At 58.6% G+C, this 15,968-nt stretch carries 16 protein-coding genes; 7 read left to right on the forward strand and 9 right to left on the reverse strand.

The window, feature by feature from the left end:
- The first annotated feature begins 221 nt into the window (after positions 1-221).
- Positions 222-2,183, forward strand: coding sequence for a methyl-accepting chemotaxis protein (locus tag FIU28_RS25290; RefSeq protein WP_143575819.1), 1,962 nt, complete (start codon positions 222-224; stop codon positions 2,181-2,183).
- A 1,185-nt stretch (positions 2,184-3,368) separates the two neighbouring features.
- On the opposite strand, the gene FIU28_RS25300 is transcribed toward FIU28_RS25290, so the two are convergent.
- The 3 genes from FIU28_RS25300 to FIU28_RS25315 all read right to left on the reverse strand — a co-directional run bounded on the left by FIU28_RS25300 (position 3,369) and on the right by FIU28_RS25315 (position 5,630).
- Entirely contained in the window at positions 3,369-4,130 is a 762-nt protein-coding gene (locus FIU28_RS25300) for a DnaA N-terminal domain-containing protein (RefSeq protein WP_143575820.1), read from the reverse strand.
- Positions 4,131-4,480: 350 nt separating this feature from the next.
- Positions 4,481-4,702, reverse strand: coding sequence for a helix-turn-helix transcriptional regulator (locus FIU28_RS25310; RefSeq protein ID WP_143575822.1), 222 nt, complete (start codon positions 4,700-4,702; stop codon positions 4,481-4,483).
- Between the two features lie 91 nt (positions 4,703-4,793).
- Positions 4,794-5,630: a hypothetical protein gene (locus FIU28_RS25315; RefSeq protein WP_143575823.1), complete on the reverse strand. Its 837-nt coding sequence runs from the start codon at positions 5,628-5,630 to the stop codon at positions 4,794-4,796.
- Positions 5,631-5,815: 185 nt separating this feature from the next.
- Here FIU28_RS25315 and FIU28_RS25320 point away from each other — a divergent pair, with 185 nt between their 5' ends.
- Genes FIU28_RS25320 through FIU28_RS25335 form a run of 4 tightly spaced genes read left to right on the forward strand, consistent with a single transcriptional unit; the run spans position 5,816 to position 8,272 of the window.
- Positions 5,816-5,995, forward strand: a complete 180-nt coding sequence (locus FIU28_RS25320; RefSeq protein ID WP_143575824.1) for a hypothetical protein — start codon at positions 5,816-5,818, stop codon at positions 5,993-5,995.
- Entirely contained in the window at positions 5,992-6,438 is a 447-nt protein-coding gene (locus FIU28_RS25325) for a DUF2924 domain-containing protein (protein WP_143575825.1), read from the forward strand. Before FIU28_RS25320 ends, FIU28_RS25325 begins: the two co-directional genes overlap by 4 nt.
- Positions 6,435-7,835 (forward strand): recombinase family protein, encoded by a 1,401-nt coding sequence (locus tag FIU28_RS25330; RefSeq protein ID WP_143575826.1) that lies wholly within the window; start codon positions 6,435-6,437, stop codon positions 7,833-7,835. The genes FIU28_RS25325 and FIU28_RS25330 overlap by 4 nt, the downstream gene beginning before the upstream one ends.
- The gene (locus FIU28_RS25335; RefSeq protein WP_143575827.1) at positions 7,832-8,272 is read left to right on the forward strand and encodes a hypothetical protein; all 441 of its coding nucleotides are present in this window, start codon (positions 7,832-7,834) and stop codon (positions 8,270-8,272) included. Before FIU28_RS25330 ends, FIU28_RS25335 begins: the two co-directional genes overlap by 4 nt.
- 391 nt (positions 8,273-8,663) lie before the next feature.
- Here the strand turns inward: FIU28_RS25335 and FIU28_RS27400 are convergent, their stop codons facing one another.
- From FIU28_RS27400 to FIU28_RS25345, 3 genes are all read right to left on the reverse strand, one after another.
- Positions 8,664-9,023 carry a DNA-directed RNA polymerase subunit alpha C-terminal domain-containing protein gene (locus FIU28_RS27400; protein ID WP_368039322.1) on the reverse strand — a complete coding sequence of 120 codons (360 nt, stop codon included), beginning with the start codon at positions 9,021-9,023 and terminating at the stop codon, positions 8,664-8,666.
- A complete protein-coding gene (locus FIU28_RS26610) occupies positions 8,909-9,295 on the reverse strand; it encodes a hypothetical protein (protein ID WP_168203042.1) in 387 nt (128 codons plus the stop codon). The genes FIU28_RS27400 and FIU28_RS26610 overlap by 115 nt, the downstream gene beginning before the upstream one ends.
- A 605-nt stretch (positions 9,296-9,900) precedes the next feature.
- Positions 9,901-10,176 (reverse strand): hypothetical protein, encoded by a 276-nt coding sequence (locus FIU28_RS25345; RefSeq protein WP_246660810.1) that lies wholly within the window; start codon positions 10,174-10,176, stop codon positions 9,901-9,903.
- A gap of 896 nt (positions 10,177-11,072) precedes the next feature.
- Here FIU28_RS25345 and FIU28_RS25350 point away from each other — a divergent pair.
- Positions 11,073-11,453, forward strand: coding sequence for a hypothetical protein (locus FIU28_RS25350; protein ID WP_143575828.1), 381 nt, complete (start codon positions 11,073-11,075; stop codon positions 11,451-11,453).
- A gap of 209 nt (positions 11,454-11,662) precedes the next feature.
- Entirely contained in the window at positions 11,663-11,902 is a 240-nt protein-coding gene (locus tag FIU28_RS25355) for a PilZ domain-containing protein (RefSeq protein ID WP_143575829.1), read from the forward strand.
- A gap of 308 nt (positions 11,903-12,210) precedes the next feature.
- On the opposite strand, the gene FIU28_RS25360 is transcribed toward FIU28_RS25355, so the two are convergent.
- From FIU28_RS25360 to FIU28_RS25370, 3 genes are all read right to left on the reverse strand, one after another.
- Positions 12,211-13,293: an IS5 family transposase gene (locus FIU28_RS25360; RefSeq protein WP_143573947.1), complete on the reverse strand. Its 1,083-nt coding sequence runs from the start codon at positions 13,291-13,293 to the stop codon at positions 12,211-12,213.
- 1,506 nt (positions 13,294-14,799) lie between these two features.
- Positions 14,800-15,180: a COG4315 family predicted lipoprotein gene (locus FIU28_RS25365; RefSeq protein WP_143575830.1), complete on the reverse strand. Its 381-nt coding sequence runs from the start codon at positions 15,178-15,180 to the stop codon at positions 14,800-14,802.
- Positions 15,181-15,491: 311 nt separating this feature from the next.
- Entirely contained in the window at positions 15,492-15,893 is a 402-nt protein-coding gene (locus FIU28_RS25370) for a hypothetical protein (protein ID WP_143575831.1), read from the reverse strand.
- Positions 15,894-15,968: the final 75 nt, after the last annotated feature.

Below are 15,968 nucleotides of genomic sequence, written 5' to 3' on the forward strand. Positions count from 1 at the left end.
CAGATTAAAGAAACAACTTTTTGCGTGTAGACCACCCTAACCGGTCCCATGCCCCTTCCCCTCAGAGTTTTGATACCCCCCCTCCGTCGCTGAGCGAGGTACTGGCGATCATACAGTTCAGCCGGGTATCCCTTAATACCTTCTTCACGCTAACTCCCTAACTGTTGTGGGATATTAGCGGTGCAGCAAAAAGTTTATTTCGGGGGGGGTCGAGGGGCGACATGCAGACACTCACGTCCATTTCAGCACGTATGGTCCTCGCAATCACGCTAGTGGCGGCTGGTGCCTGCGGCGTCGTTGCTGCCTTCAGCTCATGGCAACAACAGGCCATCGTCGATGTCGCGCTGAACCGGGAATCGCAGAACGACTACGCCAACTTGACCGCCGCGCTCAACGCTGACACACGGGCCGCGCTTGCCGTCGCGGACGCGCTGGCGTCGATGCCGCAGCTCAAGGATGTGGTGCGCGCCAGGGACCGGGCCGGCACGCTCGCATTACTCAAGGAAGCCATGCAGCGGATCACGCCGAGCGGCCTAGAACTGATCACCATCCAAATTCCGCCGGCTGTCGCCTTTGCGCGCGCCCACAATGTCACCGCCTTCGACGACGACTTGTCGGCGCGACGCAAGATGGTTGTGCAAGTGATGAATACCGGGAAGGCCGTCGGCGGCATCGAGGCCGGGCGCGATGTGCTAAACATTTTTGGCACCAGTCCGATGCGCGACGGCAATACTGTGGTCGGCACGGTCGATATTGGCGCGCCGTTCGGTAAGACATTCGTCAACAGCATGAAGAGCCGCTTCAAGTTGGACGTCGCGATCCATCAGCTCGACGGGCAGTCCACCAAGACGCTCGCCACAACGCTGACCGGTGCGACCGCTGACAGTTCCGCCATCCGCCGCGCCATGGGCGGTGAGACAGTGATCCAGTTCGGCGAAACCAACGGGCGTCCCTCGGCCACCACTTTCGGGGTCATCAGGAACTTCTCGGATCAGCCGGTTGCGGTGTTCGAGATCGTGCGCGATGTAACCGCCTACGCGGCGCTGACGCGCAGCGCGCTGACTTGGCTGGTCATCGCTTCTGTGTGCGTGCTGCTGCTGGCGGCGGGCATCGCGACCTTTGTCGGTCGCGGCATGGCGAAACCGATCCGCACGCTGGAAGCGGCGATGCGCGCCATAGCTGCCGGCAACCATGCGGTGGCGATTCCCGGCGCCGGCCGCAAGGACGAGATCGGCTCCATGGCCGGCGCCGTGGCAATCTTCAAGGAAGGCCTGATCGAGACGGATCAATTGCGCGCGGCGCAGGAGCAGCAGCGCGAACGCAGCCAGGTGGAGCGCCGCGATAGTATGAATGCGCTGGCGGCGAGGTTCGAGTCCGGTGTCGGCGGCGTGGTTGACGCCGTGGGATCCGCGGCCGGCGAACTCCGCAGCACCGCGCAGTCCATGGCCGCCACCGCCTCCGACGCTACCCGCCAGACTGCCGCAGTCGCCGCCGCTTCTGAAGTTGCCACCCAAGGCGCGCAGGCCGTCGCCGCCGCGATCGAGGAGCTCAATGCCTCGATCAGCGAGATCGCCCAGCAGGTCAATGAATCCGCCCGCGTTGCAGGCGACGCCGTTAACCAGGCCAACGCCACTAATGCCGAAGTCCAGAGCCTCGCCGCCGCCGCGCAAAAGATCGGTGATGTGGTAAACTTGATCAGCGAGATTGCTGCGCAGACCAATTTGCTGGCGCTCAACGCCACCATCGAGGCGGCGCGTGCTGGCGAAGCCGGCCGCGGCTTTGCGATAGTCGCGTCCGAAGTGAAAGCACTGGCGACGCAGACGTCCAAGGCGACCGACGAAATATCGGCGCAGGTCAGCGCGATCCAGAACGCCACGCGGCAGTCGGTGGGGTCGATCCAGGGCATTACCGCGACCATCGGCAAGGTCAGCGAGATCGCCAGTGCGATTGCTGCCGCGGTCGAAGAACAAGGCGCGGCTACCCTGGAGATCGCCCGCAACGTCGCCGACGCCGCCCGCGGCACCGGCGAAGTTTCGGAAAACATCGTCGGGGTCAATGAAGCCGCTCGCGAAACCGGTGCCGCCGCTTCACGCGTCGTGGAATCCGCCGCGGACCTATCGCAGAGCGGCAAAGATTTGAAGACGCAGGTCGATGCATTTTTGCGGGAAGTAAGAGCGGCGTAGTACAAGGGCTAACACGATCTCAGCGTTAATCGCCCGGCCTACGCTCTTTTGCAAGATCAGCAAGCATCCTTTGAAGCCGCCGCCGAGCTCTCGTTCGCTTCCCGTTCATGTCGATCATTCCGATGCTCGCAAAACTGTGGACTGATCAAACAAGGGCAGACGGCTCTCGTCTGGCACTGAGATCCTGCTCGTGCTCGCCGGCCTAAATCCAAATTCTGATGCGATGCGCATCATGATTTCAGCCTGCCGATTGGCGATCGAGATCTAGGGCGATTGCATAGGGTAGCCGCTTTGACGCGCGAGCGTTTCGAAGCAGCGGTCGCTTGTATCGTCTGACTCTGTGGTTACGCGGTCATCCCATGCTTTGACAGCATCTATACAGGCGGCACGTTATGAGCAGTAGCGACGGTCGACGGCAAAACAACGGGAGTGGCTTTTTGTATTAATTCCGCCGAACTTTTCGCTGGCATCAGACGCGTTGACGGATCGGGAGCAAGTGGGCTTTTAGTTGTTAAAAACCGACTTTTTGCGTGTGGACCACCCTAACCGGTCCGATGCCCCTAACCTTCAGAGTTTTGACCACCCCCCCTCTCGGGCTGGAGTGAATGCAGCCTCGAAGGCCAAGGGCTTCCGCTCCCATAAGAAAAACCTGTCAAACGTTTTTACCGGTTTCTACGGCTGCTCCCGTCAGCGTCGCCAGGTGAGGTCTCGCGCCTTGCCGCGTCACGCACGGATGGCTTGGCGCCATGATCACCGGCGTGCTCGCTGATGGGCTTTCTGGATTGAGGTCAGACTTTTTCTGGATGAAACACCCTAACCGGTCCGATGCCCCTGCCCTCTAGAGTTTTGGCCACCCCCCCTCTCTGGCTGGAGTGGATGGAATATCGGAGGCTCGCGACTTCCGCCCCCATGTGAGCAACCTGTAAAACGTTTTTACCGGTTGCTACAGCTGCTTCCGTTAGCATCGATATTGGCGGTCTCGCGCCTTGCTGCTGAACGCACGGATGGCTTTGTGCATTGTTTCCTTCCCATGCGAAGCACCCTAACCAGTCCAAAGCCCCTATTGGCACCATGATCACCGGTGTGCTCCCTGATGGGCTTTCTGGATTGAGGTCAGACTTTCTCTGGATAAAACACCCTAACCGGTCCGACTCCCCAACCATCCAGACTTTCGCCTTATCCAGCTTATATCTTGGAAATCCCAGGTTTTGCGGCAAAGGCAGCGACGCGCTCAATCGAGGGATCTATGGTGCTCCACGCATTGATCAGTGGCTTTTCATAATCACGCATAACTCTCTCCGCGTAAAAAGGTGTGGGAGCCATCAGCGTGACTGTACCATCCGCGACGCCAGCGATCGTAAGCTTGGCGATCCAGCTTCTGAAGATATCATCGCCAAGCCACTTTCTTAAACTTGCAAGAACGACGTCAGGCATCGGCCCCCCCAAAGGGATATCAAGGGAATTCAAGGGAAGAATTGGTGCGAATGGCGGTTCGCCTTTATCGGGGTCTCCGTTCGCTTTTTTTACTGTGCAGGTTCGCCTTTTTCTAGCCAAAGGCGAATCCACGTTCGCCTTTGGGTTTTGAAAAAGCGAACTGGCATTCGCCCTATCAACCTCAATCACGTAGCCATGCGTGTAGCTGCCGCCTTCCTTTATTAGCACAGAGATATACTCAGACGCGGCCAGGCGTCCCGCGCTGAGCTGGACAGCCCGTCGCGTTACGTTCAAAGCTTCAGCAATTACTTGTTGCTTACGGCGAGCGATGCCAGTTTCGCGATCCGATGCGCTCGCGAGGTAATAGAAAAGGCGAAAGTCGAGGTGGGTCAAGCGCTCGTCAATGGCGGCTTCATCAAGCATTGCGAGCTTCAAAGCGGTAAACGTCTTGAGTGCGCTCCGAGCTGCCGGAATTACCTCACCCATTGCAGCCATCGCGATCGGCGTCTTCAAGCGATGCGATTGACATTAAACTCAGTATGAATCGCGCTTGTGCTGCCGGACTGGTGGCGGCCCAAACAGCACGCAGTTCGCGTAATTCGTCCTTCTGAATGGAGGCACGGCGCATACCGTCTTTGATTCGCTGACGAACAGCCGGGTCGGCCATCCGAGCTTTTGTCGCCTCGCTCACTTTCGCTCGCTTTTCAGCATCATCCCAGCGAGCGAGATTGGCTGCACGGATCTTGGCGCGCGTCTCCGCGCTGTGCTTCCGCCTCCCAGACTCAGTCATAGCGATGCTCGGGACAGCTCAACCCGTCGAAAGCGGGGCTCCGTGGGAGCGTCTTCAATCTCCGAGGTGCTGCTCATGGCCGGCGCCCGTCTGAGCCACCGCAAGTGTTGGCGCTGATCCAGGTGAGCAGATCCTGCCGCCGGTAGCGTACCGCCCGCCCCACCTGAACGAAGGCAGGACCGGCCAATCGTGTTCGCCATGATTGGAGGGTTCGAACTGAGAGGCTCAGAAGCTCAGCCGCGTCCTGCTCCTTGAGCAGCCTATCCAGGTCTTGTGGGGGTCGCTCTGTAGACATGTCATCACCGCATCAAGTTCGATGCAGCAAGACTGACTACGATGACGCACTGAAAAATAGCCTATGCGAATTCGCAGTGAAGCGAATCGAATTAGTTCGCTTTAGGCTTAGGCCCTGGCCGGGTCCACAATGCCCGCTCTTTATCGGGCAATTTGGCAAGTGCCTCATCCCGGCAGAGGCTAAACTGGCGCTTCCCGATCTTGCCCGGCCACTTTGTCTTCGCCATATCCCATAAAGCTGGATTGGACATTGGTAGACAATTTTTGTCAGATGTCATCGATATAAGCCAATCGAGGCATTCTCGGCGAGCTTTGCCCTTGGTTTCGGTCTGCCTTTGGGTCTTAGAGTAGCGATTGTCATCCGTGGGCAAGGATGCCAATGGCGTCGAGAAATCCCGCCGATCTGCCGTTTCAAGCCAGACTCCACTCCAAATATTTACGGGCCGATTGTTCAGCATCTCACAAATGTTGCTGTTCTGAACATCTAGGACCAGATCTTTCCGTCGCCACTGAGCGGCGCTGACATTTACCTCAGCTCCTGTTGTAGCGAATGTTCCAATTGCGACGAGTTCCCCACACGACAAGCCGCTGACAAGCTGGTCGATGCGCTCGACAATCGACTTTGCCGCTACTCTCTCCAGCTCCGTTGGCTGAGGCAGTGGCTCGCCCAAAACGAAGAGTAAGCGGTGCACGAAGACTGCCGCGAGCTCGTTCTCACTTCTGTGCAAAGGCCACAAAAAGTTCACGGTTGGGCCGGGCGCCTGCCCTTCGCGGAAAATGGAAGAATATTGCGGCCGCGCCTCCAATAGCCGCGCGCTCACCTCGGCGATCGACTCATCTTGCAGGACATACCGCAGAAATGCGTCGCGCAGCATGAGGCCCCTCAGATTATCGAGCGCTTTTCCAGATGCTGAAACCACGTGCTCCATCAAGTACTCCCCGTGCGCGAATCACTGATCGGCAGATCAAAGATTAAGCCATCGGTGACGTCGCGTTGCGCTGATCCGCTGTTTATACATCTCGCAACTACGCTCAGGTCCCATGCGCTGCGCCGCTCTACCGTTTCATATGAAACTGTTGGACCGATGCGTGCCTGTACGCCGATCAACGTTGTATGACGACAGATCGCCACGACGGACTGACCGAAATCGCCGCCCTTTTAGCGGCAGCTCTTTTGCGTCTTCAGGACCGGAAGTCCAGTCGGATTTCAGCCGAAAATCGAGATAATCCGCTCGACTTCGAGCCCGGATCGCTCGGTCATGTCCATCGCAAATGCGAGGATATCGGCACGTGAATGACACCGTTTTGAGCCAATTGGCGGCCCTAAAGGGCGCATCCGCCGCGGATTTGAGGGCCAAATGGCGGGAGCTGTTTGACAGCGAACCACCCCAGTATAACCGGCTTTTCCTGGAGAGCCGGCTGGCCTATCGGATCCAGGAGCTGGCCTACGGCGGCCTGGCCCGCGAGACGGTCGACCGCCTCCGCGCCATGGCCAGGCAATACGACGCCAAGAGCGTCGCCGAGCGGAAAGCCCGCCCGGTAAATCGGCCGATCGCCGGCACGCAGTTGATCCGGGAGTGGCAGGGCATTTCGCACTGCGTGACGGTCCGGACCGACGACTTCGAATATCTCGGCCGTCCATACAAGTCGCTGTCGTCAGTGGCCCAGGAGATCACCGGCACCAAGTGGAACGGCTGGGTCTTCTTCGGCCTCAAGAATCACCAGGTGAAATCATGAGCGTCCGCCGCAGCAAGTCGGTCGAGCCCAAATCTGCAACGGCCGCTGCCGATGGAGGTCAGAAGTCCACGCATCGTGGTGATGCCCCGTCCCCGGTCCGCAAAATGCGGTGCGCGGTCTACACCCGCAAATCCAGCGAGGAGGGCCTCGACATGGAGTTTAACTCGCTGGAGGCCCAGCGAGAGGCCTGCGAGGCGTTCATCGTCAGCCAGCGCGCCAAAGGCTGGGCGCTCGTGCCCGACCGTTATGACGACGGGGGCATTTCCGGGGGAACTCTGGAGCGACCTGCGCTGAAGCGGCTGCTCGCCGATATCGAGGCCGGCAAACTGGACATCATCCTTGTCTACAAGATCGACCGGCTTTCCCGGTCGATGCTGGATTTTCTCAATTTGGTTGAGACTTTCGACGCGCGCAACGTCACCTTCGTGTCCATCACCCAGTCGTTCGACACCCGCAGCCCAATGGGCCGGCTGGTGCTCAACGTGATGCTGTCCTTCGGTCAATTCGAACGCGAGGTCACCGGCGAGCGGATCCGGGACAAGGTCGCGGCTTCCCGTAAGAAGGGCATGTGGATGGGCGGTTGGACGCCGCTTGGCTATGAAGTCCATGGTCGCAAGCTCATTATCCATGATGCCGACGCTGAGACGGTGCGAGGCATCTTCAAGCGGTTCCTGATCCTGAAGTCCGCGACCTTGCTGGCCAGAGAGCTGGTGGCGAAGGGGGCGACGAACCGGTACGGCCACCTCCTGGATAAAGGCGTGCTGTACAAGCTGCTGAGCAACCGCGTTTACGTTGGCGAGGCCGTTCACAAGGGCACGTCCTACCCCGGCGAGCACCAGGCCATCATCGACCGCAAGCTCTGGGACCAGGTCCACGCCCTCATGAAAGACAGCCCCCGAAGGCGGGCTGCCGGCGCCAGGGCACAGACCCCGGCGATCCTGAAAGGGCTGCTGTTTGGACCTGACGGCGCGGCGATGTCGCCCACCCACACCCGGAAAAACGGTCGGCTCTACCGCTATTACATCAGCCAAAGCGTCCTGAAGCGGGGGACGGATGCCTGCCCAGTCCGCCAGGTCCCGGCCGCGGAGATCGAGCGGATCGTGATTGAGCAAATTCGGTCGCTGCTGCTCGCACCAGAGGTCATCGTCGCCACCTGGCGCGCGGCGCAGAAAGCCGGCACGTCACTCGACGAGAACGATGTCCGAAGTGCGCTCGTGGAATTCGAGCCTCTGTGGGCTGAACTCTTCCCAGCCGAACAGGCCCGCATTATCGAGCTGCTGGTCGAGCGGGTCGACATCAGCCCGACCGGCATTGACCTCCGCCTGCGGGTCGATGGCCTGACCTCGCTTTGCAACGATCTCCGCGGTGCCACTGCCCCGCAGAAAGAGGCCGCATGACAGCTCAGCAGAACCTGATTGTCGGCAAATCCCGCCGCCCGACGCTGAGCCGAGACGGCCGAACGATCTCGGTTCACATTCCCATCACGCTGCGCCACCAAGCAGGCCGCAAGCAGGTCGTGACACCGCCCGATGCGGCGCCTTGGATCCCGCGGGCCGCTCGTATCGACAGCACCTTGGTCAAAGCGGTCGTTCGCGCCCATCGGTGGCGGGACATGCTGGAGTCCGGCCGGCACGCCACCGTCCGAGATTTGGCGAAAGCAGAAGGCATCAACGAGTCGTATCTCAGCCGGATATTACGGCTCACGCTGCTGGCACCAGCGCTAATCCAGTCGATCCTCGAAGGACAGCAGTCCGATGGTCTCGAACTTAATGGGCTGCTTGGACCCCTTCCGCTCGATTGGGCGCGGCAGCAAGAGCAGCTGATCGCGAAATAGGGAGGATCGCCCAATCCCTCCTGGGCTCGTCCGCGCCCCCACCTGATTTCTTGCCAACCGAGTGCGGTACTCGTGCGGTATCCTCGTGACGCGTTAGGGGAATGCGCAACGCCCGTGCGGCTTTCTCGACAACGTCGACGGAGGCCGTCGGCGCCAGCGATCCCGCCAGACCGGCGGTCGAAGACTGATAAAGCCGTCGGTAATCGCCGGCGGGGCAGCATAACCAAAGCTAGTCCCGCGGGCGATTAAGGCCGACTACGTCGACCAAGCCGATCGCACCGGTGACGTCGATCGATACGGCTGCGATGCCGGCAGCCTGCATGTAGCGTTCGACAAGGGCTTCTTGTTGCGTCGGCATAAAACTGAGAAAACGATAATGTGCCGTTGCAGGTCAATCTCTGTGGTTTGGGCCACCCAACGCTGTCCGCAGGAATTTTAGCGATCGCGGCCCGATGTCCTGCATGCTGAGAATATTCTGATCCGATGTTTCGCGGACCTCGCCTACCGTCGCGAAGCCATTTCGTTGGAGCGCGTTTAGAATGCGCGCCGGTAGTTCAAGGTCGACAATCAGCGTGTGGTCAGGCAGGTCCGGCTTGGGAGTAGAATTCACCGTTACTACCCCGCGCTGATCTAAAATTACGCTGGTTGAACCAAGGCGCAACCATCCTTGATCGCTGCCGCATAGACTGCTTTCAGATCTGGCGCCGCTAGAATGGCTTCCGCAGCGTTGAAGGTGAAGTCTTCCTTCCACGTCGCGAGGTCGGCTGCCGACGACATCGCCGCCGCGACGGTGACGTATGCGACACGGCCAGCAACGCCGTTCGAAAGTGTTTCGACAAATTTGCGCAGTTTGGTCGGCGTGTGGCCTTCCCTCGCAAGTCTTTCCGCCTTCAGCCGGTCGCGATTAGCGAAAGCCGCCATCTTTTCATCACTCTCTCCGGTCGCCGGCTTAGCTGGGGTTTTGAAGAGCGCTTCGGCTTGCTCGCGGGCTGATCCGCCGGCGGGTGTTTTCTGCTGGGTCATATCTGATCTCGAACATATTCTGAAAAAGGTAGGGTAAGGCGCGTTGGTCAACGACAGGTGAAATTCAGCTAGCGAGGTCGCGCAATCGGCCGGGGCCGAGGCAGTGGTATTGGCGGTGGAAGGCTTGGAGGCTGGTCATCTTGGATGCGAAGGGTCAGCGCTCGCCGCAGCGCTTCCGCAGCAATTTCATCAGGCACGCTCAAACGACTAGTGTCAGCCTTAGGAGACGCAATAACCGCTGCACGTGTTTCAGTCTTTGAACTCGTCGACGCTGGTGGGGGCGCCTGAGTGAGACCTCATGGCCCTAGAAAATAAACGGCAACATAACCGAGACCGGCGACGCCGGCGATGAGAACCACGGCGATTATCATAGTGTAAACTTGTGCGCGTACATGATCCAGCAATACCAATAATTGGTCATGCTGCCTTTCGACATGGTCAGCGTCGTCCGGCTGCTCCAATTGATGCGCTCGCTAGTTGCCGCTCCATGCCCCGAATCTAGGCCATCACTTAGGCTTTTTGCGGTCGACGCGGACGCTGCGGAACTCGGACGGCCCTTTTAACCGGCGTCGCTTTCGAGTTTTCCGGCCTTCGATTGGTGCGTTCTAGTCGGTTAGCCGATCGATCTGCACCGCTGCAAGTTCGGACGATTTCGGGGATGCAGCGGATTTCTTGGGGCGGCCGTTGGTGGCGCCTGCCAAGCCCATTTCAACAAGGCGGCGAATGGCTTCTGATCGGCCCGGGCTGTCGGACTGTTGCGCCGCCCAAACCTCAATTGCAGCAACGGTTGTTTCCGACCAACGTGTGCCGATTTGAACGCCTTGACCGGCGGCAGGTCTACCCCGTCCTTTTTTGGTACCATTTTTAATTACGGCCTTCATTTTATTATGGTACCGGAAAAACAAACCGAGAGGAAGCTGGAACTTCCTGCCGGCCCTAACCTGCAACGATGAGGTCTAGTCATGACGAAAGTTGCGCGTACTCATAGCACGATCGCGCTTGTCTTTGGGCGCCTCCCATCTGCCACCGTTAATCCTGAGCGATACCTAGACCCTCACCTAAAAGCGTAATCAATGATCAGATGCTCCAAACCTGCGACATGGCCATTGGCGTTTTTACACGAGGCTCAACGAGTGATATCTCAGCCGCGTGTTGCGCTTGACACTATTGGCGCCAGCGATAATCCAATCGATCCTTGAAGGGCAGCAGTCCGCTGGTCTCGAACTTAACGGGCTGCTTGGACCCCTTCCGCTCGATTGGGCGCGGCAGCAAGAGCAGTTGACCCCGAAATAGGGTCCGTCGTCCCATCTATCATGGGCTCGTCCGTCCCTTCATCTGATTCCCTGCCAACCGAGTGCGGTACTCGTGCAATACCGCACTCGGTTAGGAAGATCGCTGGCAAACTGTTGCTGCCGAGCACTCCACGCCATCGGGTGTTATGAATGCCACAAGCTAGCCAGCACACGCATAGCAACGCGTGCATGATTGCTCATTGGCGCCACGGTGATCCTGCAAGAGCGGGTGGCACCCCCGCGCGCTTTTGCAGAACCATCGCCGCCGCTTCCTTGACTGGAGGTGGCGGCGGTTTGCGTTTGGGGCCTCAGCTCTCGCTCAAAAGCGATGATGTGCAGCACGGCCGATTGCCCGGATGGATGGCTGTCGGTAAAATCTAGTTTGCAGATGCGCAAGAAGATCACTTCGTGGAGATTTTCACGCTTCGTTAACTATCCTGACCCAGTGTCTCGCAAGCTGACAGATTGTAGCGCAAGGACTGGCTATGAAACTTAACTTTTTCAATTTCGCTGCGGCCGCAGCATTGCTTCTAATGCCCGGGCTCGCAAGAGCGGATGATCGCGCCGGGGCAGCTATCGCAGGCGCGGTCATTGGTGCGATCGTGGCTTCCTCGATGCCCGTTGAGCAACGAGAGCCTGCTCGTGAATACATCTACCGGGATCGTGAACGTCCACGGTCCTACGAATATTATGGCGATCTGTCGCCCGGGCAACGTTTTGGATATGGCCCGCATGGATCGCGAGAATTACCGCGTCAGTACGGAGTTGAAGGATACCACTACGACGTCGTAAACCGCAGGGCCGTCGTATTTCAACCGCACACGCGTCGGATCATTCACGTATATGATGTGAACGACGAGGATTGACTTCAATGGCCCCTTAATCGGGCCATTTGTCTGCATTTTTTCGAGATACTGCCTGCCCAGTTGACGGTCATGTGGCCATCGGGCTACTTATTAGAGAGCATTAGCTTATCGAAACCCGGTGCTGGCCTGTTTCGACCCCTAGTGCCTAATTCAAAAATTGCGATGGACTATTTACGAAAGTCTCAGGAAATAGAACCTATGTTCGACTCATGAGCGAACATAGGATTGCACCGCGAAAACGCGTTTTCAAAGCTGGCACCATCGAATTTGGCGGCGGCGGCATCGATTGCACAGTCCGCAACTTATCGGATACGGGGGCTGCTCTGTCTGTTGAAAGCCCGGCAGGAATTCCGTCTGAATTTAATCTCGTCGTTGTTTCAGATCAGATCAGCCGAATGTGCCGGGTAGTCTGGCGGAAAGAAAACAGGATTGGAATTACCTTCGACTAGGCCGCCTGGTACCATTTATTGCAAAGGCCTACTTCGGATCTCCGAGTGGCCTAATTAGGCCAGTACCCGAAACCCCATCCACAACGATCAGAACGACCATTGCCCAGATCGTGAACCGACCGCAGCGTTCGACGCGGATCATGGTCATTGCCCCAGAGCGCCTATGCTCAAGACGGCGCAGGTCCACGCTGGCCTAGCAGTCCGCTGAAAAACCCAAAATCCGACTATTTTCTTGCCAGCGGACAGGCGCGATGGTGGTGTAGTTAGCTGATCGGGCGTCGCGCGTCGTCGCCTGGACGGCGTGGAGGCTATGCGGCGAGCAGTTTTGGAATGCGGATCAGGTTGTAGGCGATTAGGTTGAGCATGAAGTCGGCGGCGACAGCGCCGATGCCGCGATGTTTGGTCTTGCGCATCGTGCCGTGTTGCTTGCCCCATCCGAAGATGCATTCGATCATCGCGCGCCGTGTCTGCGACATACCATAGCCCTCGTGGCGGGTGGTTCGCTCGTCGATCGCGCTGCGACGGCTGCGGCCGGTCTTGCCGATTGTATTGTTCTGCGTCACATGCGGCGTCACCTCGATGGCGCGCAGATTGGCGACATGATCGGCGGTGTCATAGGCCTTGTCCGCGCCGGCGGTGATGCGCCGGCCGGCCTGTTTGGCCTTGGCCTTGAGCATCTTCTCCGCGGCGCGACGCTCGGCGGTGCCGCTGGCATGCGTCACCATCCCGGCGACCGCCAGACCATTGCGGTTCTCCATGGTGGCATGGCCCATGTAGCAGAGCCTGGCCTCGCGGCCGGTGGCCTTGCGGTAGAGCCGGCTGTCGGGATCGCTGGTGGAGGCATGGGTGTCGTTCTTGCGGGTCTGGCCATGGAAGTTGGTGCCGTCGTCGCCGTCACTGCCGTCCTTGGGGCGGAAGCTCTTGTGGGAAGCCCAGGCTTCGATCAGCGTGCCGTCCACCGAGAAATGCTCGTCCGACAACAGCGCCTTGACCTCGGCGAGGTTCAGAAGCCTGGTCATGAACTTCGTGAACACGTCGCCGTTCTGCAGTCGCTCGCGGTTCTTCGTGAAGGTGGTCGGGTTCCAGACCCGGTCGTCCGGCGACAGCCCCACGAACCAGCGATACAATAGATTGTAGTCCAGTTGCTCCATCAGTTGGCGTTCCGAGCGGATGCCATAGAACACCTGCAGCAGCAGCGCGCTGAGCAATTGCTCAGGCGGGATCGACGGACGACCTTCCTTCGCATAGAGGCTGGAAAAGCTGCGGCTCATCTCGCCCAGCACATCACGGACTAGCGCCCGGACTTTCCTCAGCGGATGGTTCTGGGGCACCCGCGCATCCGGCGAGATATATAAAAACAGCCCGCCTTGATCCTCGAATGTCCCGCGCATGCCGACCTCCACCGATTCTCGACCAAATTGAATCAGGAAATGAACGCCGCCGCGAGGGATTTTTCAGCAAACTGCTAGTGCTTCACCGAGCGTTCAAGGGAGGCGGCCGATATTATCATTGGTCTAAAGCTGATGAAAACCCGTTTCATTATTACTCACCCTAGAAAAGCACACTCTCCCGCGACCTGAGGTTGAGATCAAGCACCGGCGCCGATCCTGGCACCCTTCGGTCGTGGCGGCGCAGCACGCACCTATGCCAACTGGGTTCGGTCGTTGTCCCATGTCCGACAGGGATTCGAACCGTCAGCGAGACCGCAGCTTCAAACACCTTAAATGGCTGCCTTTGGAAACCGTACTAAATCGCCGCAGTACTAAGCTTTGGAGAAAAACGCCGTCTCCGGCCACAAATCTCCGAAATCGGCACTTCTCCCGTACGGCACCACTGCCATGGCAGGTTGATTTGATTGGGCTTTTTGGAGCTTTGGCTAGGAAGTGGCATTGGAAGCCCAGCAGCAGTGGCGGAGGGAGAGGAACTGGGGTCGAACCTTCTCCGCGTAGACCAGGGTGCTAGGCGGTAGACCAGCGTTCACCAAGGAGCACCGCTATTCGGCTTGGCGGGTAGTACCCACCTCGTCCCCCTTTTCGGAGGTACGGTTCTCATCTCGGCGGCCACGACGCCCGCCGTCGGTCAAGGCACGATGCGCGCGCCCCCTCGGGGCAGCCCCCCCCGCCGCGCGGCGTGCAGCTGATAGCCCTTTGAAGGCGCGCGGGGGGCGGCTCCTCAGCCTCCGCCGCCGGTAAGGCCCCGTTCCGACCAATACCGGGGCCGACCCTGCAAGCGGAGCGAGCGGGCCTCCTGGCAGCCAGTATAGCGCCCAATCGCCTATTCCGGTCTCAGACGCCCGAGCCCTTCTGCAAGCTCTCCGATTCGCCGCTCCATATTGATATGTTATAGAATGTCGCCGTCCAATTCTTGGCAACATAGCCGCCCGCCGATGTGGCGCGATCTATGACACTTCGCTATTCACTCTCAGATCCAGCTATCGGAACGCCCTCGATAGGCCGCATTGCGGCAGCAGCGCCCTGCCGAACAATTACGCATCCAGCAATTCGGGGCCAACAATTTTGACAAAAAATTCGTTATGCGGCAACCGGACCAAACATCCGCTTACAGAACGCTCGAGGAGACTTTAGCCCGTCGGCAGGTTTTCTGAAAGGCTATGTGGCCATCAGGCCGCACTAGGTTAGACAAGGCCGTAGCGTAGTGTGATGTCGATATCGCAGCGACCAGCGCCAACTGGGGCCGCATCCATTGCCAATTAGAACTGCATCGACTGCAAGTCGGAGCTTCGGCATGGCATTGGATTGTGTTCCGTCGAAATAGGCAGCGAACAAACCAACCTCATCCGTCGGGATTTTTAATACGGTTAGGCAGGAACATTTCTTTGTCTCAGTTTCCCTCCCACCACGAAAGATCGCAGGGGGAGGGAAAGGAGGAGAATGCGCCTACGGCGTGGCCATGTGCCAGGCACCGTTCAGGAAGCCGTCGCCGTTGATGTCGCCGGCGGCCATGTCCTTTTTGAACGTGTAGAGGGGCTTGCCCTTATAGGCCCACATCTTCTTACCGTCGTCACGCACTACGATCGTCATGTCGGCCGTTGGCTTGGCATCGTCAGCGGCGATCAGCGCGGGCCAGCTTTCGGCGCACGGGCCATTGCACATCGACTTGCCACCGGCGTCTTTGTCGAGCGTGTACAGAGTCATGCCTTTGGCATCGACAAAGGTCTTGCCTTTGGCGGTATCGGCGGTCTTCAGCATCTGCGCCGATGCGGAAGATGCAGCAAACAATAACGTCACCGCCGCGATGGCGGCGAATGTCCTGGACATGCAGCGGTACTCCTGATGAGAAATGCAAACGCATATGCGTCATCAAACAAACGCCGGATTTCCTAGATTATTCCGCGGCCTTGTCATTTTATCGCATGTCAGCAATCGCCGACGCATGGGCATGCCAGCCGCGATATGCGCGTCCTGCAGCAAACTCTCCTGAGCTGCCGGAAATCGACAAAAAATTGCCACGAAACCAATTTTATGGCCAGTTCGTCGCAGATTGCGATACGGCGTGGCGGCGGCTCTAAGTCGACGCCAAGATGACATTATACCGCTTACACTGCGCTTTTCAGATCGAGTGCATAGAATTACACCGACGCCGCACGCCCCCCGACTGGGGCTTCGTGCAATGTCAACCCGTCAACGTCGAGCCCCCGCGATCGGCGGCGTCCTTCGATATAACGACTGGGAGGCCGTATTGCTTCGATAAGCTCTCCAGCCGCGCACAAGTATTCACCAAATCGCCAATTGCGGTAATAATCTGAGAGCCAGGTGGTCCCATCGCTCCGACAATGGCAACACTCGAATGAATTCCAATTGAAGTTCGGCACGTCACCGAACGCAGCGCGAAGCCCTTCGACGTAATTGTTGAGCGCCGTCATGTAGAGCGATTGAAGACGCCCGATTCGCTCGGCAAGCTGCGCCGGATCATCCAGACCACACCGCCCCTCGACCTCGCGGTTTAACATCGGTTTTTCAATCTTGATCATGGCAACGCGTCAATAACGACCTGAGCATCAACGGAACACATCATCTCACACATTCGGATTTATCGATTAATTCAA

The sequence above is a fragment of the Tardiphaga sp. vice154 genome (assembly GCF_007018645.1).
Lineage (GTDB): Bacteria > Pseudomonadota > Alphaproteobacteria > Rhizobiales > Xanthobacteraceae > Tardiphaga.

Excerpts from the sequence above, each read along its gene's own strand:
- FIU28_RS25290 (WP_143575819.1), top strand. The coding sequence starts at position 222 with ATGCAGACACTCACGTCCATTTCAGCACGTATGGTCCTCGCAATCACG.
- FIU28_RS25310 (WP_143575822.1), bottom strand. The coding sequence starts at position 4,702 with ATGTCTACAGAGCGACCCCCACAAGACCTGGATAGGCTGCTCAAGGAG.
- FIU28_RS25315 (WP_143575823.1), bottom strand. The coding sequence starts at position 5,630 with ATGGAGCACGTGGTTTCAGCATCTGGAAAAGCGCTCGATAATCTGAGG.
- FIU28_RS25320 (WP_143575824.1), top strand. The coding sequence starts at position 5,816 with ATGACGACAGATCGCCACGACGGACTGACCGAAATCGCCGCCCTTTTA.
- FIU28_RS25330 (WP_143575826.1), top strand. The coding sequence starts at position 6,435 with ATGAGCGTCCGCCGCAGCAAGTCGGTCGAGCCCAAATCTGCAACGGCC.
- FIU28_RS25335 (WP_143575827.1), top strand. The coding sequence starts at position 7,832 with ATGACAGCTCAGCAGAACCTGATTGTCGGCAAATCCCGCCGCCCGACG.
- FIU28_RS26610 (WP_168203042.1), bottom strand. The coding sequence starts at position 9,295 with ATGACCCAGCAGAAAACACCCGCCGGCGGATCAGCCCGCGAGCAAGCC.
- FIU28_RS25345 (WP_246660810.1), bottom strand. The coding sequence starts at position 10,176 with ATGAAGGCCGTAATTAAAAATGGTACCAAAAAAGGACGGGGTAGACCT.
- FIU28_RS25350 (WP_143575828.1), top strand. The coding sequence starts at position 11,073 with ATGAAACTTAACTTTTTCAATTTCGCTGCGGCCGCAGCATTGCTTCTA.
- FIU28_RS25355 (WP_143575829.1), top strand. The coding sequence starts at position 11,663 with ATGAGCGAACATAGGATTGCACCGCGAAAACGCGTTTTCAAAGCTGGC.
- FIU28_RS25360 (WP_143573947.1), bottom strand. The coding sequence starts at position 13,293 with ATGCGCGGGACATTCGAGGATCAAGGCGGGCTGTTTTTATATATCTCG.
- FIU28_RS25365 (WP_143575830.1), bottom strand. The coding sequence starts at position 15,180 with ATGTCCAGGACATTCGCCGCCATCGCGGCGGTGACGTTATTGTTTGCT.
- FIU28_RS25370 (WP_143575831.1), bottom strand. The coding sequence starts at position 15,893 with ATGATCAAGATTGAAAAACCGATGTTAAACCGCGAGGTCGAGGGGCGG.